We start from the raw sequence: 20,483 nt of genomic DNA on the forward strand, positions 1-20,483 counted from the left end.
GTCGAGCTGCTCCAGCCGTGCGCGACTTCGCGTGGTGTACTGCCGGTGAAGGGCTGGCCGTCGTCACGGACGAAGTTGTTGCTGTAGAGCATCATTTTGCCGCTGGCGTCCACGGCGAGCAGGTCGGTGAACCCATCACCGGTGACGTCCGCCGGGATGATGCGGGTCGAGCTGCTCCAGCCGTGCGCGACTTCGCGTGGTGTACTGCCGGTGAAGGGCTGGCCGTCGTCACGGACGAAGTTGTTGCTGTAGAGCATCATTTTGCCGCTGGCGTCCACGGCGAGCAGGTCAGCGTAGGAGTCACCCGTCACACTGTTGCCGATCATTGGTTCGTCGGAGGCTGCTCCGACGGGGACGGTGTAACCCTCGATCTCTACGTTGTCTCGGGAGTAGGAGTTTGTCTGCGTCACGTTGCCGCTGTTTCCCTCGATCGTGTAGACCGTGCTCGAGGTCGCCGAAGTCACGATGCCGACGTGACCGATAGAGCCGTCATTACCCCAGTCGAAGGTGATGGCATCGCCGGGCTGGGGCGTGTAGCCACTGCCGCGGGAGTGCCACGTTCCGTATTTCTCGCCGTAGTCCTTGAACGAGGACGCCCAGCCACTGAGGCGCCAGGGCATGTCGGGGTCCTCTGCTAGATCGGCATACGTGACACCAGCCTTCTGCCAGACGTACTTGGAGAAGTCGGCGCACCAGTCGCTGTCACGCCACTGGACGCCGTCGGTGCTCGGGCAACCGTCGGCCGGCTTCCAGGTGCGGAAGTAACCGGTGTAGTAGTTGCAGCCACTCCCAGCAGGCGACTCGTGATTGCGCGAGGAATTGTTGAGCTCGCTCGTCGCCATGGAGACGATGCTGGAGCGGGATACCGCCGCCGCGGGAGTCGACGTCGCGACCAGGCTGCCTGCGATGACGGTGATGAGCGCGGCCGTGTTGGCTAACCATTTGCCGAGGGTGGATTTTCTCTGCATTTTCGTTCCCTTCATTGAGGGGTTCGGAGAAAGGCGCGACACGCGGAGGAAACTTCGTCGTGTGTGGCGCAGCGCGCAGTGCTACCCGACAGTAGGTTCTGGCGGTATAGCGCGGGTATGGCGCGACTAAGGCCCGTAGCATTGGTCAGCTCGTGGTCAGGGGAATGGAGCTGCTGCGATGCGGGATCAACAGCTCCCACCCTCACTCACGTCTCAGGTATCAGGCTGCCTCAGCCTTCGCATGACTCGCTGCGATGGGCGGTCGGCGAAGGCTTTCTCCTCCGCACGGTCAAACAGCGCTGCAAGCAGGCGCTCACTAAGGATCTGCGCAGACCGCCTCCATGCGCCCTGCCCTTGTTCCGTCGCTGTTCCGTGGGAGCACCGGAACCAACGAGAAGTGATGCGAAGCGTCCGCAGGCGTAGCCGCTGCTTAGCCGCATGATCGAGCTGTTTGCTCAGGTGATCGCATTGCGGGTCGGAGATCACCCAGATCTACGAGGGCATCAACCAGCTCCAGCGCATGGTGATGGCCGGTAGCTTCTGAAGTAGCCGGTTGACGTGCGGAAACCCGGTACGTGAGGGCGAGCGCTGCCGGGTTTCGCGCGATGCCCGAGCCCCGTGGAGTGGGCCGTGTTCCGTGATCTGTACAGGCCGCACGGAGGCTGTCATGATCGCGCCTCATGGACGTTGACAGCTTCTGGGCGATGATCGAGCGTTCCGCGCAGGAGACGTGCACAAGGGCGGAGCGCCTGGCATGGCTGAGGGAACGCCTGTCCGCCCTGCCGGTCGCAGAGATCGTCGACTACGAGACGTGGTGGACCATCGCCGCCAATCGCGGTTGCTCCTGGGACATGTACGCGGTCTATTGGACGCTCATGGGCAGCGGCTCGTCTGATGGGTTCGAGTACTTCGTGAGCTGGCTGATCAGCCTGGGACGCGAAGCCTTCGAAACGGTGGCTGACTGCCCCGACGCCGCTATCGATTTGCCGCAGGTTCAGCATGTCCTGGAGCTGGAGCGCTCGTTTTTTCGCGGCTGCAGGCGCGTGACCTGGTCCAAGGACGGAAAATTCCGCCTGACGCGGCTCACCCGACGCCGACGTGACGTTCGGACAGGGGAGGAGCGGCCAGAGTTCGAGCTCATGGGCTACGTGACCTACGAGCCCTATAGGAAGGCGACCGGCCTGGAAGCGGACAGCCTGGGTGATGCCGCCCAGTCCGGCAGCGGTACGACGCGCTCACGGCCAAACAGCTCACCGCGCATGAATCTGGCACCAAGGCGTCTCGGCTTGGCCGACGCTCACCCATGGGCTATCGACGGCACGGGCGGGGAGGCGGACCGGCCGTGTGCGAGAAGTAGCACCCGGTGAGCTGACAGCAGCGCCGGCGCATGGTGATGGCCCGGCAGCTGCTCAAGTAGGCCACCGGGCGGTGCCTCACACCATCGTGATCACGAACTCCGGGAGACCGCGGCGAGGAAACCGCCGACGAACGCGTCGCCGAGCCCGATGGTCGTGGGCGTGGCGACGTCGAGGTCGAAGCCGGGCAGGCAACGGACGACCCCGCCCATGTGGGCTTCCAGAGCCGCGGCGAACTCCACCGACTCCGTCCGCCTCGGCCGGTTCCGCATGCGTTCGTAGTGGTGGTCCGTGTAGTCGTCGCCGTGGCAGTAGCGGGTGCTGGCGATCAGGATGCCCTCGTTCAGCGGCTCCGCGTACTCGCCGGCTCTCTCGCCGAATGCCGCCGACCAGTACTTGGTATGCACGACCAGGGTTTTCACGGGGATGAGAGCCCGCAGCGATTCGAGGGCGCGGGCCACCTCCGTCACGGAGAGCAGGTTGACGGCGTCGCCCAGGTGCGACTGCATCTCGTCTTCGTTCAGTCCGTAAACGTCGATGACTTCCAGAAGCGCGTCGTGGACCCGTTGACTGAGGCCCGGCTCGTGGAATCCGGCATCCTCGTAGTAGACGACCGCCTCGGCCGGAAGCTGTCGCATGTGGCTTCGCAGCGTGGACAGACGCAGGTCCAGTGTCCGCTGGTCCCGTACCGCGTTGAATCCCGAGATCAGGAAGACCCGTGCGTCCTGAAGCAACGAGCCCAGTTCGTCACTCAGCAGCATGGACTCGTTCGCCGGGTCGTTGACGTAGATCAATCTGTTCGGAAACGGCGCACGGATGTCGATGTCACCTGCCCGAACCCGCATGTCCTGGTCGTACTGCACGATCAGGTGCGGATAGAGGGTGTCCTGGTCGCCACTGCAGATGTAGTCGCAGCTTGCCGGCAGCAGGCGGCGGACGATGTCGTTGAGGCTGACCAGGTGCAGGGTGGAGGGTACGCCGAGCCGGCTCATCTCCATCGCCGCTCGAACGGAGGTTCCGCCCAGAGTTGTCCGGGTGGGGAACCGCCCCGCGAATGCGCTCAGGCATTCGGAGGAGGCGACGAAGTGCTCGCCTCCTCCCCCCTTTCTGAGGTAGGTGAGAATGGAGATGACCAGCTCGCGCTCGTCGGTCACGGTGACCGACGAAGTCAGCTCGGCATCGTGGATCTGGTACTCACCGACGAGCTGCTCCAAGACCGACGAGGACAGCTTGAGTTCATAGTCGACGCATCCCCCCAAGCCCAGGACCACAGGACTGGTCATGTCAGTACAGGGATGCCTTGCCGGTCGCCTCGAAGAGGTCGATCTTCTGTGCGGCCACCACCTTCATCGCATCGATGCACGGCGGCTGGATGGAGTTCGGCTCGCGCAGGCTCTCATCGGCCAGGACTTCGCGCATCTTCGTGTGGTAGGCCAGCTTGATGTCGCTGGAGATGTTGATCTTGTTGATGCCGAGCTTGACCGACTCCGCGATCTCGTCGTCAGGGTTGCCCGAGCCGCCGTGCAGCACGAGGGGGATCTTGACCCGATCCTTGATCTCCTTCAGCAGGTCGAGCTTGAGCTCCGGCTTCAGGTGCTTCGGGTAGATGCCGTGATAGGTGCCGATGGCCACGGCGAGACTGTCCACCCCCGTTGCCTTCACGAAGGTCACGGCGTCCGCCGGGTCGGTGTAGATGATCGCGTCGCTGCCGTCTTCGGCCTCGTTGTCGGTCTTGCCGATCGTCCCCAGCTCCGCCTCGACCGACAGGCCGACCGCGTGCGCGGTCTCGGTGACCTTCTTGGAGAGCGCGATGTTGTCCTCGAAGGACTTCATCGAGGCATCGATCATCACCGAGGTGAAGCCGATCTTGATCGCGGTCAGCATTTCCTCGTAGGTCGCGCCGTGGTCCCAGTGAATCGCGATCGGTACGGACGAGCGGTGGGCTCGCTGGGCCATCGCGACGATCACGTCCGGTCCGAGGTGCCGCACCTCGTCGGGGTGGATCCCGATGATGAGCGGTGCGTTTTTCTCTTCGCTGATGTCCACGATGCCGTTGAACATGGCGTAGTCGCTGATATTGAAGGCGGGCACGGCGAAGTATTTTTCGTTCGCCACGGCCAGGAGCACCTTGCCGGTCGTCAGCATTACTGTATTTCTCCTTCTGGGTAGAAAATTATCGCTGGGGGGTGAGGTGTCAGGCCTTGACCGCACCGGAGGTGAGGCCGCCAATGAATCGCCGCTGGAAGAGGAGGAACAACACGAGCACCGGGATGGACCCCAGGATGCTCATGGCCATCATCTGATTCCACTCGTAGGAATGCTGGCCCATCAGGAGTTGGATGCCGATGGGCACGGTTCGCATGTCGTCGGTACGAGTGAGGGTCAGCGCGAACAGGTATTCGTTCCAAGAGATCATGAAAGTGTAGACGCCGACGGCGACCAGTCCGGGAACCGAAATGGGCACCAGGATCCGCCAGAGAGCCGTCCAGCTCGACGCCCCGTCCACCTTGACGGATTCATCCAATTCCCGGGGCAGGGTGTTGAAGTACGCGGTCATCATGATGATCGCGTAGGGCAAGGTGAACACCATGTGCGTGAGAATCAACCCCGCATAAGTATTATACAGACCGAGCCCCACCACGAGACCGAAGTAGGGAATGACGAGTGTGATTGGCGGCACAGCCTGAACGGTGACGATCACGGCGTTGATGGATCGTTTCAGCGGGAAGTTGTAGCGGCTGAATCCATACGCCGCGAGGATCGCCACGAACAATGTCAGTACGGTCACCGACAGCGCGACGATGTAACTGTTGATGAAAAACCTCAACTGGGCCGCGTCGCCCAGGATCTTCGCGTAGGCGTCGAACGAGAAATGCTCGGTGAACAGCCGCGGCGGAACCTGGAAGACCTCCCCATTCGTCTTGAACGACGTCGACAGCATCCACACGACCGGAAGGCCGGCGAAGGCCGCGCCGACGCACAAGCCTGCGAGCACGGCGATCTTCGCGCCGAGGCGCCGCCTTTTGCGGGTGAGCACGGGTGATCACCTCTCCTTTTGCAGGCGAACGTAGAAGAAGGCCAGAATCATCGTGAGCAGCAGGACTATGACAGCGGCGGCGGACGCGGTGGCGAACTCGTAACTGCTGAAGGCTTGCTTGTAGGTGTACGTGCTGAGCATCTCGGTGACATTCAGCGGGCCACCACCGGTGGTCATCCAGATGAGGGCGAACTGCTGAGAGGTCCAGATGAGATCGAGCACGGCCATGCTGAGGAGCACCGGTTTCAGCTGCGGAAGCGTCACATTGCGAAACTGGCGGAAAGGGGTTGCGCCGTCCACGGCGGCCGCCTCGTACAGAACGGGCGAGATTCCCTGCAACCCGGCGAGGATACTGATCATGAAGAAGGGGAAGCCGGCCCAGATGTTGATGAATGTCAGCGCCCAGAGCGCCATGTTCGGGTCGGAGAGCCAGCTCACTTCCCCGCGTATCACGCCGATCGCGGTCAGGACGTAGTTGACCACCCCGGACGGGTCCAGCATGAGCCGCCAGATGACCGCGATCACCGCGACCGTGAACAGCCAGGGCAGGATGTAGACGATGCGGAAGATGGCTTTCGTCACTCCGCCCAGCAACGGCGAGTTGAGCATCGTCGCGAAGACCAGCCCGAGGCCGAGGTGCGCGAGAGTGCTCAGGGTGATGAAGATGAACGTGTTCTTCAGCGCTGCCAGGAAGTCGGGATCGGTGAGCACCGTGGTGTAGTTGGCGAGGCCGGTGAAGACCGGATTCTGCTCGACGATCACATTGTCCTTGAACGAATAGCTGACCACCATCGCGATGGGGATGATCATCAGCACAAAGATCAATATCAGCGTCGGCGAGAGATAGCCGAACGGGACGACCCGCTGTACGGGGAAAGGCCGCGTCCTTCTCCTTCGGTCCGCAGAGGGTGCCGATTTTGCGGTTCCCGGGGAGGCCGCGGGATCGAGTTTCGCGGTTTCCATCGATGTCTCCTTGGTTCGGGGCCGCGCCGCACGGTCGGCGCGGCCCACGAAGTACGGAAGGTCAGAGCACCGGCGTCCAGGCCTGTTGTGCCTTGTTGAGGGCGTCGTCGACGCTCTGCTTGCCGGTGAGCGCGAGCTGCAGCTGCTCATCGAAGCTGCGCATCAGGTCTTCGGACTTCGGCAATCCCACGAACTGGTTGGCGGGATATCCGGCCTTGTAGATGTCGAAGGCGGTCTTGAACAGCGGGTCACTCTTGCTGAAGTCGGGTTCGGCCGTCTTGTTGCCGGGGAAGCCGTTCGCCAGCGTGCTCAGCTCAGAGTTCGCCTGCTTGTCCATCAAGAACTGCACCAGCTTGAACGCCTCGGCCTTGTGCTCCGAGGACTCGGCGACGCCGATGCCCCAGGACGCGTACGGGATGCCGCGCTTGCCGGTGTAGGTGTCCTCGGCCGGGATCGGCACCACCGTGAAGTCCAGCTTCGGATCGTTCTTCTTGATCAGCGTGATGTGCGCCAAGGAGTCGATCATCATGCCGACCTGACCGGTGGAGAACTTCTCGACCTTGTCCTGCTCCTTCATGGTGAGATATCCGGGCGCGATGACGCCCGCGTCGTTCAGGCTCTTGACGTAGTCCACGGTGCTCTTGACGCCGGGGTTGGTGAGGTCGGGCTTCCCGTCCTTGGTGAGCATGCTGCCGCCCGATGCCCACAGCCATGACATCACGTCATTCTGGACGCCGTTGGGAACGGCGGAGTCGAGTGGCAGGGCCCAGCCCTTGACGTTGCCGCCGAGCGCGCTGATCTTCTTGGCCGCGTCCAAGAACTCCGTGCGCGTGCTCGGAGGCTTCTTGACCCCAGCCTTCGAGAGCAGATCCTTGTTGACGAACAGGGGATAGACGAAGTTCACCACGGGGATCATGTAGGTCTTCCCCTTGATCTGGATCTGACTCGCGAGCTGGCTCGAGTCGTACTTCGCGGCTGACATGAGCTCGGACAGGTCGGCGATGGCACCCTGCTTGGCGAAGTCGCTCACCCATGCGCCGTCGAGACCCACGACATCGGGCAGCGTCCTCGACGCCGCTCCGGAGACCAGCTGCTGCTTCGTGGACGCGTACGGCGCACTCAGCAGTTTGACCTTGATCTTCGGGTTTTGCGCCGTGAATTCCGTCATGAGCTTGTCGAACGATCCCGCCGGCAGCTCCGGCGCCCACCACTGCGCGAACTCCAGCGTGACGGTGCCGTCCGCGCTCGTTCCCGCGCTTGATCCGCCAGAGCCACACCCCACGGCGGTGGCGCTGAGCACTGCCACCGCCATCACCCCGAGTAGTCGCCTCGTCCGGCCCTGCAACCGGGTGCTGCCTCCGGTCATCGCGACCTCCTTGCTGTACAGGTGTTACCGCTCTTTGCTGGTTTCCGCCACATTAACAACGCATGACGCCACATCACAAGGGCTAGTAATGCAAAACCCTGCTAGAAACCGCACAGTTCGGCATCCAGTCAGAAGATGCTGGCTGGAGTGGGAGCTCCCGATGCCGGATTCCTCAGGGAGAGCGGAATCTTGCCGGAAAGAAGCAGAAGTATGCGGTAGTCTGCAGTTCTAGGCCGTATCACTCCTCTGTTGCGCTGATCCGTGGCGCAACTACCGCAGAGATGGGAGGGTCAGTGACCCTTGACGAAGAGGACCGGCAGCGGCGTCTACCTGCAGGTCGCAAAGCCCAACTGGCGGCATACGTCGCCGAGGCCGGGCAGGTCACGGTCACCGCACTAGCAGAGCGCTTCGGCGTCTCCATCGACACGATCCGGCGGGACCTGGACCAGCTCAGCGCCGACGGCGTCCTGGTCCGCACCTATGGCGGAGCGGTCAGCCAGTCGACCATTTCCCGGGTCGACCGGGCGGTGGACGTGCGCCTCAAGATGGAAGAACGCGAGAAGGAGAAGATCGCCACACTTGCCGCGTCGCTGGTGGACGATGGATCAATCGTCATGATCAACGGCGGTACGACCACTCTTGCCGTGGCCCGTAACCTGCGCAACCACCGGGACCTGACGGTGGTGACGAACAGCCTGCTCGTACCCCCGGCGCTACCGCCCTCAGCCGTCCGCGACGTGTACCTCTTCGGCGGCGCGGTCCGCACGCTCACGCTGGCCACCGTCGGCCCCGTCAGCTTCCGGGGGTCCGACGGAAGCGACCTGGACATCAGCTGCGATCTGGCGCTGATCGGGGTCGGCGCCGTTTCGGCTGCCGCCGGGTTCACGACGAGCAACCTCGCCGAGGCGGCGATGATGAGAGAGATGATCTCCCGGGCGGGGCGCGTGGCGATCCTGGCTGACTCGTCCAAGTTCGGCCGCCGGCTCTTCGCCCAGGTGTCCGAGCTCGGGGCCGCCGACTACTTCGTCACGGACTCCACCCCGCCGTCTGATCTTTTGGACGCGCTGAAGGAGAACGAGGTAGAGCTGATCACGCCGGAGACCCTCGACGGCGCCCAAGATCTGCAGTAGTCCGGCCGACCGGAAATGACCGGATGACTCGCGTGTGATCCCCAACATCACTGGCCGTCCCCCGTGACAGGAGAACGGCCAGGCGATCACGCCGGCGCGTCGGAGGCCTCTGGCGCAAAGGCTCGGCGCACCCGTACCGCCAGCACGATCAGGACGACGGGTAGGAGTGTGTAAAGCACCCACATGAGGGTGACTGGATTGGCCGCCTCTTCTGAGGACTCCGCGCACCCGAGCGCGGGCAGCCAGTTCATCTCCATGTCCCTGACCACCAGAGGCACCACCGTCAGCCAGCCCACCACCCGGCCCAGCGGCCGGTGTCCGGTACGGGCCAGCAGCGCCCACAGCCCGAAGCCCACGGTGACCACGATCGGCTGCGGGATCAGGATCAGAACGGCTGTCGCATGCCCGAACAGGATCTCCTCCATGGCGCCGAAACAACCGCCGTCCATGATCATGATCGAGTACTCGGTCGTCCCGTCGGCGAGGGACGCCAGGAGCATCGCCTGAGGAATGCTCACCAGCACCAGGGCGACGCCCCACATGACCAGCGGCCACCGCCAGCGCAGCGGAAGAAGCTCACGCCGCCACTCCGGGTGAACGGCCCGGCCGAGCGCCACCAGCAGCGCCGCCGCGGAAAGGCAGGCGACGGCGAGCAGCAGCAGGTCGTTGTCGTCCCAGGGCAGGAACCGCAGCGCCTCGACGTTGATGTCGGCCGGTCCGCCACTGGCGTTCCGCATCACGAGATAACGCTGGATCTCCTCCTCGCTCGGCTCGTCGAGCCCGGTGATCGGCGGCATGGTGGCGGCCACGGCCAGCAGGGCCAGCAGCGCGGCGCCCAGTCGCGACGCCCACCGCCGGTGGCGCAGCAGCACGACGGGCACCACCAGCAGCGCGGAGACGACCGCACCGATGACGAGGTTCGCGGTCTTGGGCACGATGACGGCGGGAGCCAGCGGCATCAGGATCGCCACAGCGCATAAGGCAGGCACGGAGATTTTCGACGACACCAGCGACGCATCTATCGCTGGCGACGCGATCATGTCAAACCAGACCGACTCAGTGCTCCACGGGTACGCCGACGCCGGAGAAGAAGTCGACCACGGCGCGTGGGGAGTCCGGGGCGAAGCACATGTCCAGCCCCCGGGCGGACATCTCGGCCGCGGCCGCGGCACGGGGGAACATGGCCGTCTCGTACTGGGCCAGCGCGGTCTCCACGTCGTCCTCGTGCGCGACGATCGCCAGCGCCAGCTCGGCTCCGTCGAGCAGGGCGAGGTTGGCTCCCTCACCGGCGAACGGCGACATCACATGCGCGGCGTCGCCGACAAGGGTCACACCGGGGACGCGGGGCCAGGAATGGCCAGTCGGCAGGGCATAGATAAGTCGCGGGATGATCGCGTCATCACATTTGCGGATGAGGTCGGTCAGATCGGGGCTCCAGTCGGCGAACTCCTTGAGCAGGGCCTCACGGGCGGCGAGCGTGTCGGTCCAGTCGACGCCGCGGGTGGCCGCCCAGTCCTGCGGAACCCGTAGCGATGCGCCCAGGTGGATGTCGGTGCCGCCGTGGCCCATCAGGGCCTTGTTGTCGGACAGGGCGAACATGCTGCCAGGGCCCACGAGCGCGGCCAGGTCAGGGTGGCGCACCTCGACGTCGGACAGATGCAGCTCCAGGTAGGAGATTCCGCTGTATCGCGGGGTGACCGCCGAGACCAGGGGACGCACCTTGGACCAGGTGCCGTCCGCGCCGACCAGGAGGTCCACGGTGGTGCGGCCGCCGTCGGCGAAGGTCAGCTCATGCCGGCCGTCATCAAGGGTGCGTGTTGTGGTGACCTTGTGGTTCCAGACGATGCGGCCGGGGTCGAGTGACTCGATGAGCAGGTTGCGCAGTGCGGTCCGGTCAATTTCGGGGCGGCCGCCGTAGCCGCCCTCGGGTTCGTGGTGAAGGAAGACCGTGCCCGCCTTGTCCAGGACGCGCATCGTCTCGCCCTGTGGTTGGGTGAGCCGGCGAAACTGCTCGTAGAGGCCGGCCTCGCGCAGCGCGTACTGTCCGGACTCCTCGTGCATGTCGAGGACGCCGCCCTGACTGCGGGCGTCGGCGGACGCCTCGCCCTCGTACAGGGTGGACTCGATGCCGTTCATCTGCAGGACGCGCGCCAGGACCAGGCCGCTGAGGCCGGCGCCGACGATGGCGATGGAACGTGAGGACATGGTGGGCGAGCTCATGGACGTCAACGTAGCACGAACATGTTCGTTACGATAGCGTTCGTGACGAAGATGTTCGACGAATGCTCAACGTCGCATGTCTGCGCCATTCGTACGAGATACAGAAGTACACTTCCGAGAAGTGCACTTCTGTAAGTTTGGGGAGACTCGGTGATCGGGAAGCCAGAGCGGGTCTTCGGCCGGGAGAGAGAGTGGCAAGGGCTCGTCCGGTTCGTGTCCCGCGGAGATGGCGCCACGCCGTTGGCCGGTGCTGCCCTTGGTGTGGTCAGCGGGCGTCGGCGGCAGGGAAAGAGTTTCCTGCTGCAAGCCTTGGCCGAGGCGACAGGAGGGATGTACTTCGCCGCAACCGAGGCGACCGAAGCCGAATCCCTCCGGTTGTTCGCCGATGCGCTGGTGCGTCACACCCGCGAGATCCCCGATACGCCCTTTCGGGATTGGAATGACGCGATCGCTCACCTGTTCCGGAGCTTCCGTGACCGGCCGGTGCCGGTGGTCATCGATGAATTCCCGTTCCTGTCCAGGACTTCACCGGCGCTGCCGTCGATCATCCAGCGGGAGCTCGGTCCAGGAGGCAGCGGGCGGGACAGTGCGGCGCGATTGGTGCTCTGTGGTTCGGCGATGTCCGTGATGGGCGGCTTGCTGGCGGGGCAGGCGCCGTTGCGCGGAAGAGCGGGGCTCGAACTCGTCATCCACCCCTTTCGCTATCGGGACGCCGCAGAGTTCTGGGAGATCTCGGACCCGCAGTTGGCCGTGCTCGTACACGCGATTCTGGGCGGGACGCCGGCTTACCGATACGAGTTCACGCAGGGAGACGTACCGGCAGACCTGGCGGATTTCGATGACTGGGTCCGCCGGACGGTTCTCAATCCGCAGACGCCGCTCTTTCGCGAGGGGCGTTACCTGCTGGCGGAGGAATCGGATATCCGCGACCCCGCTCTTTATCACTCGGTGCTGGCCGCCATCGCCAGTGGCAACACCACAAACGGAGGGATCGCCAATTACGTCGGACGCAAGTCCGATCAGATCACCCACCCACTGAACGTTCTGGAGGATTGTGCGCTGGTGGCGCGCGAGCCGGACCTGTTCAGGTCCGGGCGGTCCCGCTATCGCATCGTGGAGCCGCTGATCACGTTCTATGAGGCCATCATGCGGCGGCGCTGGCCGGAACTGGAGATCCACCGGGCGGAGAATGTGTGGGGATCCGTGCGGCAGACATTCCTCGCCCAGGTGGTGGGCCCCCACTTCGAGTCCCTTTGCCGGGACTTCGCGCTGGACGTGGGGGAAACGCTGTATGCCGGTTTTCCGGCTGAGGTCGGGTCAGGAGTGGTGGGCGACTCCGCGAAACGGACCCAGATCGAGATCGACGTGGCGGTTCTCGCCGCGCAAGAGCCTGGGCAGCCCCGGAGAATCCTGTCGCTCGGTGAGGTCAAATGGGGTGAGGTAATGAGCCATCATCACCTGGAACGCCTGGCCAGGGCTCGTTTGCTGCTCGAGCAGAAGGGCTATGACACCCGTGACACAGTTCTGGCCTGTTACGGGGGATGTGGCTTCACGGAGGAGTTGACGGCGTACGCCGATGACGACTCCCGGACCATGCTCGTCGGGCTGGAGCGTCTGTACCAGGCCTGACCCGTTGTCTACCTGGCGAGGATCCGCACATCCCCGGTGTTGCTCTTCGCCACGATGGTCCGGTCGCTCTCCGTGCTCTTGATCTCCGATCGTTCGGCTCCGTCCTTGCTCTGCGCCGTGACCCGGTAGGCGCCGGCGGGCACGGTCGCCGTCACCCCGCCGTCCTTGGACAGGAGGTCCAGGGTCGATGGGGGGAGGGCGAAGGACAGGTTGATGGCTCCGGTGTTCGAGCGGACGCGGACGGTGGGGGATTTGAGGCGTTCGCCGGTGATGGTGGCGTCGTCGCTCAGGAGGCGGAGCTTGCCGGAGGTGTCGTACGCCTTGATGGAGCCGCCGTTCGAGACGTCCACGTCCTGGGTGAGGTTCTGGAGGATGATGCCGTCGTCCCCGCCGTCGACCGCGAGGCGGATCCCCGCTGGGACCTTGATGTGGTAGCGGGCGCCGCAGTCGCCGAAGACCACGGTGCAGTTGGCGCTCAGGCGGAGGGTGCCGTCTCTCAGCGACCATGATGCGTTGCCGTCATCGGCCGCCTTGCCGCGGAGCCAGCGTTCCACCTGCACGGTTGTGCCGGTGCCGGGCATGATGCGGAGGCCGCCCAGTGAGGATTTGATGGCCAGTTGGGGGCCGGTGTAGGGGAAGGACTGGGCGGTGTGAACCTCCTTGGGGTCCAGTTCCACCGCGCAGCCGGTCAGCCCGATCAGTCCCGCCAGCGCTAAGGCCGTGGTTGTTGCCGCGATTCGCCTCATGTGGCGATCGTGGCCCGGCGCCGGTGCGTCGCCATCGGCCATTCGACTGATTGGGCATCCGCCGTTCGGTCGTCTTCAAGGGCAACACTCCGTTAAACGGTGTATTGTCTGTCGCTATGATCAAGAGATCTACTCTGGCTCTCGTGGGGCTCAGCCTCGTCGCGGGCTGCGCATCGTCCCCGGTGGCGGCCCCGGTCGTCGTGAACAGCGGTAAGGCGGACGACCCCCGGCGCATCCAGACCCTCGTGGCGGACTGCATGAAGCAGCGCGGCTTCAAGTACGTGGCCTGGGTCCCGGAGGCAAAGGTCTCCGACGATGTGGAGAAGGCATATCTGGGCGACTACGAGGCGATGAAGAAGGAGCGCTCGCAGCGGGGTTTCGGGGTCTTCGCCGACTTCGTCTACCCCGAGGAAGGAGAGAAGCGTGTCATCTGGCGCGAGTCGGACAGCCCCAACTTCGCCGTCAAGAACCAGCTGTCGCCCGCCCAGCGGACCGCCTACGGCAAGGCTCTGACCGCGTGCAGATCGCTCGCGCTCAAGCAGGTCACCGGCAAGGTCGTCACGTCTGATGAGGACCGGGCCAAGCAGGAGAACGAGATGATCGCCCAGAGGCTGGACCGCGAACTCAACGCGGACCCGAAGCTCGTCGAGCTGGCCACGGCCATGGGTGACTGCCTCAAGGGCAAGGGAGGCCAGGTGGCCTCCCTCAGGCCGGTGGACATGAGCCGGCGCGGCATGCAGGAGTTCGAGGCCCAGAAGCAGAAGATCGCTCTGAACGATGACATTCCCGATAAGGGACTGCCCGACGGGCAGTACTACGAGCCGCGTATCCCGGTGGCCACCGCCCGGCAATACCTGAACAGGGAGGTCAAGGCGGCGCTCGACGACCTGGAGTGTGGCAAGGACTTCTACGCCGCCTATCTGCCGAGGACCGACGAGATCGCGCGCCAGGTGGAGCGGGAGTTCGGCGGTGGTGACGGCTAGAAAGCCTTACAAAGCGGCCAAGAGCTTCGTCACATGTGGCAGCGGTTCCGCGCCGACCGGGCGTACCGCCACCGTGTGCACCCCCGCCGCCCCCAGCTCCCGCACCCGCTCGGCGGCCTCCTCGGCCGAGCCCGTCGCCATGACGACCTCCTCGGGCCGCACCTTGAGGAACTTGGCGTGTTCGACGGCGATGTCCCAGGTCGCCTCACGGGCGTCGGCGCCGATGTACAGGTGGATGAACGCCACCACTTCATGATCGGCCGGCGCCCCGATATGGCCCAGGAGCTCGGGGAACCGCTCGGGGGCGAAGCCTTCCGGAAGGATCGTGCCCTGAGCCACCCGGCCTGACAGGGCGAGGGAGCGGGGGTTGAGGACGCCCGCCAGTACAGGGGGCGGCTCGGCGGGCGGGTGGACCAGGGAAACGCCGTCCAGGTGTACGGAGCGCCCGCGCAGCGTCACCGTCTCGCCGCGGAGCAGGCCGCGGACAGAGGTGATCGTCTCTTCCAGGAGTGCCAGCGGCGACGGGACCGCGGCGCCTACCTGGCGCATCCAGTCCTGGACGCCGTGGCCGATGCCGGCCGCGAGGCGGCCCGGGTGGAGGCGGGCCAGGTTGGCCAGCTCCATGGCCAGGAGCATCGGGTTGCGCAGGGGAGCGGGGGTGATGCCGAGGCCCACGCGCAGGCGGGAGGTGGCCGCCAGGGCCGTGGCGGCCGAGGAGATGGCGCCCGTCCAGCCCAGGTCCTCCACCACCCACAGGTCGTCCGCCGCCGTGCCGTCCAGCTCCCTGGCGAAGGGGACCAACTGCTCGGGGGGCAGGTCGCGGTCGAACATGACGCCAAGCCTCATGATGTCCTCCAATAGCGCTAAAAAAGCCTCAAACGGCCCTCCAGTAATAGCGGAAAAGCCGCCCGACCTCCGAGTAGCCCGCCCGCCGGAACGCGTTCGCCGTGGGCGCGTTGCCGACGTCCGTGGCCGCCACGATCCGTTTCACCCCCGTCTCGGCCAGCGTCGCGGTGCCCTTGGCCAGCAGATCGTTGACGTAGCCGTGGCCCCGGTGCTCGGGCACCACGCCGATGTACGCGATGGAATGATCATCCGGCGCCACCAGCCCCACCGGCGAATCGCCCAAATAGCCGACGACGAACCAGTCAGGCTTCCCCTTGCGATTGATCAGGTCGTCGTACATCCACCGCGCCTCGTGCTCGGCGCCGGCCGTGGCCACCTCCACCTGCGTGTCGTGGTCGAGCGACCCCTCCGAGATGCGTACCAGCAGCTCGAGTACGGAGTCGGCGTCGAGGCCGCGGGCGGGGCGGTAGGTCAGCCGGCCCGGATCGACCGGGACGTCGCTTCCGGCCGGCCATTCGAGCATCAGCCGCTCGACCTCCATCGCGAACCCGGCGCCGAGCAGCGCCTGGTGTTCGACGGCTCGGTCGACGACCGGAGTGAGGCCGGGTTTGAGGGAGATGTCGTGGATTATCTTGTCCAGGCCCATCTCCGACAGGCCCCGGCGCAGCAGGCCGGCGGCGAGCGCGGGGTCGGGGCCGGGCTCGAACTGCCAGGTGATGACCGGGTCCGCGCCGCGGAAGGGCGCCCAGAACGCGAGCCGGGCCTGGCCTTCGGTGAAACACCACTCCGGCCGCGTCTTGCCCTCGTCGAAGGCGCCGGCCAGCTGGGATCGAGCAGGTTCGGGGAACTGATCGAACAACGTGAAATGCCTCCGCGGACGAACGAAGCGGGCCGCCCTACGAGACTGCCGTAAGACGCGCCACCGATGTCATGGACATCGTTTAGCACACCTCTCAGGCCGCTGTCCCGAGGGCCGTCCGTGCGGCCGGCAGCGACGGACTCGTCTCGAAGTGCCGGTCGAGGTTCGTGATCGTCAGCAGATGGCTGATCATGCCGGGCACGAGGACCAGGATGAATCTGCCGTGCGCGCGCTGCACGTGGTTGAGGGTGGACACCAGCACGCCCAGCCCCACGGAGTCGCAGAAGGGCACGTCGGTGAGGTCCAGCACGAGTCTCGGCGGATCCACGGAGGCCAGCACCTGATCGAGCGCGGCCTGGAGGCGTGGAGCGCCTGCCACGTCGAGGTCTCCGACGGCGTGCAATACGGTGAGCGGTTCCTCTCGCCACGACCTGACCACCATGGCTGTCACGTGCCCGAACGGCAGAGAGATATGCCTATTTTTTACAGATGTTCTGGGTCGCCGTTTTGGTTGTGGGGGTCACGGTGGGCTGAGCGCTTGGCGTGGTCGCGGTCTTCACTTTACCGATCTTCGGCTGGTCGCTGCCGACGATGACCTCGATGCCGTCGGCGTCGCTCTGGCGGAGCTCGGCCCCGGGAATGGCGGCGGCGACCGTGCGGGCCGAGTCTTCGCGGCCGGGACCGTAACGGACGACCGTCTTCTTGTAGTCCTTCTTCTTGGTGTTGCCCGGCGTGCCCGGCACGTGGAACCCGGCGGCGACCAGCGCGGTCTTGGTGCGCGCGCCGAGACCGGTGATGAGCGTGCCGTTGCTCACCTTGAGCGAGATCCGCTCCGGCGGGATGGTCGGCTTGGCGGAGGCCGACGTGGACGAGCTGGGCTTGGGGCTCGGCTTGGCCAGGTCCTGGTCGGCCTTGATCTTGGCGAACATGTCGCGGGCCGCCTGCTTGTCCCAGAGCACCGCGGACTCGCCGGTCGGCGCCTTGAAGTCGACGTTGGACAGCGGCACGTCGGCGAACTTCACGTTGTCCAGCGAGACGTCTCTGAGCTGGGTGGCCAGGCCGATCAGGTCGTCGTCCGGATCGACCTTGATCGTGCTCAGCGTGGAGTTGACGAACGAGGTGAGCCGGGCCGGGTTGGCCAGCGTGTCGGCGCTGAGCGCGCGGTTCAGCAGCGCCGAGATGACCTGCTGCTGCCGGCCGATCCGGTCGAGGTCGGAGCGGGCGGTGGCGCGGGTGCGGGCGTAGCCGAGCGCCTGGGCGCCCTTCAGCTCGTGGGTGCCGGCCGTGAGGTTGAGCCCGGACTTGGGGTCGTTGATCGGCACGGGCGTGCAGACGGTGACGCCGCCGAGGGAGTCGACGACGTTGATGAAGCCGAGGACGTTGACCTCGATGTAGCGGTTGATCTGCAGCCCGGTGGCCTGCTCGACGGTCTGGCGGGCGAGCTTGGGGCCGCCGAACTGGTACGCGGAGTTGATCTTGTGATCGCCCTTGCCGGGGATGGTCAGCCAGGTGTCGCGGGGCAGGCTCACGACCGTGACCTTGGTGTGGTCCTCCGACAGGTGGATCACCATCATGGTGTCGGTGCGCTGGCCGGCCTCGCGGCCCAGCTTGAGCTCGTTCTGCTGCTTGCGGGTGAGGTCGTCGCGCTTGTCGACGCCGACGAGCAGGATGTTCATGGCGCCGCGGGGGGCCGCTTCGGTGACGCCCGCGTCGATCGTGCCGATCCGCTTCGGCGCCGCCCAGACCACGCCGGTGCCGGCCAGGACGCCCACGGACAGCACTCCCGAGAGGATCAGGTGCCGGCGCCGGCGTTTGGCGCTCTTGAGTGGCCTGCGCGTGCGCCCGCCGACGAGCCTGACGCCGCCGTACGCGTCACCGCCCACGTGCACCCCAGCGTCCTCCCCGCCCGGGTCGCGCATGCCCTGCTCCCCTCGTGCCACCGCGGGATTGCCGTGTTCCCCTGCTCGTACAGTAGCGTGAGCCCCGCCATGAAGCAGTTCCCCGACTCGCCGCACGCGCCAGCGGAGACGCACGGCTGGCCGCCCATCTCCGTCGTCATGCCGGTCCTCAACGAGGAGCGGCATCTACGCGAGGCCGTAGACATGGTCCTCGCCCAGAGCTACCCAGGTGAGATCGAAGTCGTTCTCGCCGTGGGGCCCTCACATGACCGTACCCAAGAGGTCGCCGACGCCATCGCGGCGGCCGATCGGCGAGTGACCGTGGTGCCCAACCCCACGGGCCGCACGCCCAACGCGCTCAACGCCGCCATCGCCGCCTCCCGCAACGGCATCATCGCCAGGGTCGACGGGCACGCCATGCTGCCCGACGACTATCTGCGCGTCGCCGTGGAGACGCTGAGGGAGACCGGCGCCGACAACGTCGGCGGCGTCATGGCGGCCGAGGGCATCACGCCGTTCGAGAAGGCCGTCGCGTGCGCGATGACCTCCAAGATCGGTGTGGGCGCGGCCGCCTTCCACGTGGGCGGCACGGCGGGTCCCGCCGACACCGTCTATCTGGGGGTGTTCAGGCGCGCCGCGCTCGACCGGGTCGGCGGTTATGACGAGCACTTCCAGCGGGCCCAGGACTGGGAGATGAACCACCGGATCCGCCAGACCGGCGGACTGGTCTGGTTCCAGCCGCGCATGCGGGTCTCCTATCGTCCGCGTCCCAACGTGAAGGCGCTGGCCAGACAGTACTTCCACTACGGGCGCTGGCGCCGGGTGGTCTCGCGCACTCACGAAGGCACGATCAACCTGCGCTACCTGGCGCCGCCCGCCGCGGTGCTGGGGATCCTGCTCGGCCTGCTCGTCTCGCCGTTCTTCCCGCTCGCGCTGATCGTGCCCGGCGGCTACGCCCTCGCCATCGTGGCCGGGTCGGCGCTGACGGGCAGCGGACTGCCGGCATCGGCCAAGACCAGGCTGCCGATCGTGTACGCCGCGATGCACATGTCCTGGGGCTGGGGGTTCCTCACGAGCCCGCGCAGACTCGCTCGACCCCCACGCCGAACCTGATCAAACACCTACGTCCATCACCTGCCCGGTCAGATCGGAGATGAGGACGTCGAGTGAGGCCTGGGCGACCGCGCGCCCGGGCTCCTCACCGAGCACGGGTTCGCGCTCGGGGGTGACGCAGTTGACCCGGATGCCGTCGTCGGCCCACTCTTCGGCCAGCGTCCGCGTGAGGTCGGCGACGGCGGCATTCGTCGAGGAGTTGAGGCTGTGGTCGGCCCGGCCTCTGGTACGGAACAGCAGGTGGCCCGCGCTCTCGCGCAGGTGCGGGTAGGCGGCGCGGGCCACGTTGACGGGGCCCAGGTAGTCGACGGCCACGGTCTCGGCGATGGTCTCGTGGGTGACCTCGGCGATCCTGCCCACATGCGGCGCGCCCGCGGCGCTGACCACGAAGTCGATCCGGCCCACCTGCGCCAGCGCCTTGACCACCGAGTCGTAGTCCTCCACCCGCACCCCGTTCTGGGCGCGCGAGAAGGAGTGCACGCGGGCGCCGTGGCCGGTGGCGAGCTCGACCAGGTCGGCGCCGCCGTCGAAGACCACCATGGTCCGGCCGTCGAGTGCCTCGCGGTAGTCCCGCGCGTTCGGGCGGGGCGCGCCGGCGCCGGCGAGATGGAGAAGCTTGTCGGCGATGTACACGTCGACCGGGTGCGTGATCTTCATGTTCCGCTCGCTGCCCGGCACGATGTAGATCGGGACGTCGGGCAGATAGCGCAGCAGCACGCCGCAGTCGTCGGTGGCCGGCCGCTGATCGAAGTCGGGGTCGGCGAAGGCCCGCTCGTACGCCTCGCGGATCAGCGACAGGCGGAAGCACTGCGGTGTCTGGGCGCGCCGCAGCCATGATCTGTCGGGAATGTCATGGATGATGTCGCCACCCGGTCCGGGAGCGGCCACCAGGATGGTGTCAGAGCTCGGGATCGCCACCTCGACGGCCGAATACGTCCGCAGGGCCCTGACACACTCCGTGATGATCCGGGGCTCCAGGAGGGGCCGTACAGCGTCGTGCAGGAGCACGTTGCACTCCTGCGGGCCCAGTGCCTTGAGCGCGCGCCACGTGCTCTCCGTACGGCTGGCGCCACCCTCGACGATCTGGCTGACCTTGTCGAAACCGCCCTTCTCCACGATCTCCCTGACCGTGCCGGTGAAGCCCGGGGCCATCAGCACCACGATCTCGTCGATCTCGGGTGAGCCGTTGAACAGGGCCAGAGTGTGCTCCAAAATCGTCCGGCCGGCGATCTTGATGAGCTGCTTCGGCGTGTCGAGCCCGACACGCCGGCCCACACCCCCTGCCAGGACGACCCCTACGGAGCGCAGCCGTGATTCCATACGGCGAGGGTAACGGTCCGGTTCCGTGATATCGCGTTGCCCTGTCGCTA

Annotated in this window: 19 protein-coding genes; 5 read left to right on the forward strand and 14 right to left on the reverse strand. The window is 65.9% G+C overall.

Going from position 1 to position 20,483, the window contains the following annotated elements; genetic code table 11:
- Positions 1–968 (reverse strand): CHAP domain-containing protein (locus AB0B91_RS47270; protein WP_358335576.1); only part of this gene is annotated, 968 nt, incomplete at its 3' end.
- A gap of 680 nt (positions 969–1,648) precedes the next feature.
- Between AB0B91_RS47270 and AB0B91_RS47275 the strand changes: the two genes are divergently transcribed.
- A complete protein-coding gene (locus AB0B91_RS47275) occupies positions 1,649–2,335 on the forward strand; it encodes a DUF4240 domain-containing protein (protein ID WP_358335579.1) in 687 nt (228 codons plus the stop codon).
- A gap of 80 nt (positions 2,336–2,415) precedes the next feature.
- Here the strand turns inward: AB0B91_RS47275 and AB0B91_RS47280 are convergent, their stop codons facing one another.
- From AB0B91_RS47280 to AB0B91_RS47300, 5 genes are all read right to left on the reverse strand, one after another.
- The gene (locus AB0B91_RS47280) at positions 2,416–3,606 is read right to left on the reverse strand and encodes an ADP-dependent glucokinase/phosphofructokinase (protein ID WP_358335582.1); all 1,191 of its coding nucleotides are present in this window, start codon (positions 3,604–3,606) and stop codon (positions 2,416–2,418) included.
- A gap of 1 nt (position 3,607) precedes the next feature.
- The gene (locus AB0B91_RS47285; protein WP_358335585.1) at positions 3,608–4,468 is read right to left on the reverse strand and encodes a ketose-bisphosphate aldolase; all 861 of its coding nucleotides are present in this window, start codon (positions 4,466–4,468) and stop codon (positions 3,608–3,610) included.
- Between the two features lie 49 nt (positions 4,469–4,517).
- Positions 4,518–5,360 carry a carbohydrate ABC transporter permease gene (locus AB0B91_RS47290; protein ID WP_358335587.1) on the reverse strand — a complete coding sequence of 281 codons (843 nt, stop codon included), beginning with the start codon at positions 5,358–5,360 and terminating at the stop codon, positions 4,518–4,520.
- Positions 5,361–5,366: 6 nt separating this feature from the next.
- Positions 5,367–6,323 (reverse strand): sugar ABC transporter permease, encoded by a 957-nt coding sequence (locus AB0B91_RS47295; RefSeq protein ID WP_358335590.1) that lies wholly within the window; start codon positions 6,321–6,323, stop codon positions 5,367–5,369.
- 61 nt (positions 6,324–6,384) lie between these two features.
- Positions 6,385–7,689: a sugar ABC transporter substrate-binding protein gene (locus AB0B91_RS47300; protein ID WP_358335593.1), complete on the reverse strand. Its 1,305-nt coding sequence runs from the start codon at positions 7,687–7,689 to the stop codon at positions 6,385–6,387.
- 293 nt (positions 7,690–7,982) lie between these two features.
- Between AB0B91_RS47300 and AB0B91_RS47305 the strand changes: the two genes are divergently transcribed.
- Positions 7,983–8,819, forward strand: a complete 837-nt coding sequence (locus AB0B91_RS47305) for a DeoR/GlpR family DNA-binding transcription regulator (protein WP_358335596.1) — start codon at positions 7,983–7,985, stop codon at positions 8,817–8,819.
- Positions 8,820–8,905: 86 nt separating this feature from the next.
- On the opposite strand, the gene AB0B91_RS47310 is transcribed toward AB0B91_RS47305, so the two are convergent.
- Together AB0B91_RS47310 and AB0B91_RS47315 are read right to left on the reverse strand one after the other, a co-directional pair.
- Entirely contained in the window at positions 8,906–9,790 is an 885-nt protein-coding gene (locus tag AB0B91_RS47310; protein ID WP_358335598.1) for a hypothetical protein, read from the reverse strand.
- Positions 9,791–9,875: 85 nt separating this feature from the next.
- Entirely contained in the window at positions 9,876–11,039 is a 1,164-nt protein-coding gene (locus AB0B91_RS47315) for an NAD(P)/FAD-dependent oxidoreductase (RefSeq protein WP_358335601.1), read from the reverse strand.
- 150 nt (positions 11,040–11,189) lie between these two features.
- On the opposite strand from AB0B91_RS47315, the gene AB0B91_RS47320 reads away from it, so the two are divergent.
- Positions 11,190–12,668, forward strand: a complete 1,479-nt coding sequence (locus tag AB0B91_RS47320; RefSeq protein WP_358335604.1) for an ATP-binding protein — start codon at positions 11,190–11,192, stop codon at positions 12,666–12,668.
- 8 nt (positions 12,669–12,676) lie between these two features.
- Here the strand turns inward: AB0B91_RS47320 and AB0B91_RS47325 are convergent, their stop codons facing one another.
- Positions 12,677–13,414 (reverse strand): hypothetical protein, encoded by a 738-nt coding sequence (locus AB0B91_RS47325; protein WP_358335607.1) that lies wholly within the window; start codon positions 13,412–13,414, stop codon positions 12,677–12,679.
- Positions 13,415–13,530: 116 nt separating this feature from the next.
- Between AB0B91_RS47325 and AB0B91_RS47330 the strand changes: the two genes are divergently transcribed.
- Positions 13,531–14,397, forward strand: coding sequence for a hypothetical protein (locus AB0B91_RS47330; protein ID WP_358335609.1), 867 nt, complete (start codon positions 13,531–13,533; stop codon positions 14,395–14,397).
- 6 nt (positions 14,398–14,403) lie between these two features.
- On the opposite strand, the gene AB0B91_RS47335 is transcribed toward AB0B91_RS47330, so the two are convergent.
- The 4 genes from AB0B91_RS47335 to AB0B91_RS47350 all read right to left on the reverse strand — a co-directional run bounded on the left by AB0B91_RS47335 (position 14,404) and on the right by AB0B91_RS47350 (position 18,021).
- Positions 14,404–15,243 (reverse strand): LLM class flavin-dependent oxidoreductase, encoded by an 840-nt coding sequence (locus tag AB0B91_RS47335; RefSeq protein ID WP_358335612.1) that lies wholly within the window; start codon positions 15,241–15,243, stop codon positions 14,404–14,406.
- Between the two features lie 28 nt (positions 15,244–15,271).
- Positions 15,272–16,102 carry a GNAT family N-acetyltransferase gene (locus tag AB0B91_RS47340; protein WP_358335615.1) on the reverse strand — a complete coding sequence of 277 codons (831 nt, stop codon included), beginning with the start codon at positions 16,100–16,102 and terminating at the stop codon, positions 15,272–15,274.
- Between the two features lie 94 nt (positions 16,103–16,196).
- Positions 16,197–16,544 carry an STAS domain-containing protein gene (locus AB0B91_RS47345; protein ID WP_358336077.1) on the reverse strand — a complete coding sequence of 116 codons (348 nt, stop codon included), beginning with the start codon at positions 16,542–16,544 and terminating at the stop codon, positions 16,197–16,199.
- 34 nt (positions 16,545–16,578) lie between these two features.
- Positions 16,579–18,021: an LCP family protein gene (locus tag AB0B91_RS47350; RefSeq protein ID WP_358335618.1), complete on the reverse strand. Its 1,443-nt coding sequence runs from the start codon at positions 18,019–18,021 to the stop codon at positions 16,579–16,581.
- A 69-nt stretch (positions 18,022–18,090) separates the two neighbouring features.
- Between AB0B91_RS47350 and AB0B91_RS47355 the strand changes: the two genes are divergently transcribed.
- Positions 18,091–19,113: a glycosyltransferase family 2 protein gene (locus AB0B91_RS47355; protein WP_358335621.1), complete on the forward strand. Its 1,023-nt coding sequence runs from the start codon at positions 18,091–18,093 to the stop codon at positions 19,111–19,113.
- Here the strand turns inward: AB0B91_RS47355 and AB0B91_RS47360 are convergent, their stop codons facing one another.
- The gene (locus AB0B91_RS47360; RefSeq protein ID WP_358335624.1) at positions 19,114–20,433 is read right to left on the reverse strand and encodes a bifunctional cytidylyltransferase/SDR family oxidoreductase; all 1,320 of its coding nucleotides are present in this window, start codon (positions 20,431–20,433) and stop codon (positions 19,114–19,116) included.
- Positions 20,434–20,483 lie beyond the last annotated feature (50 nt).

Origin of the sequence: Nonomuraea sp. NPDC049141 (assembly GCF_040648415.1) — a bacterium.
Taxonomy (GTDB): Bacteria; Actinomycetota; Actinomycetes; order Streptosporangiales; family Streptosporangiaceae; genus Nonomuraea.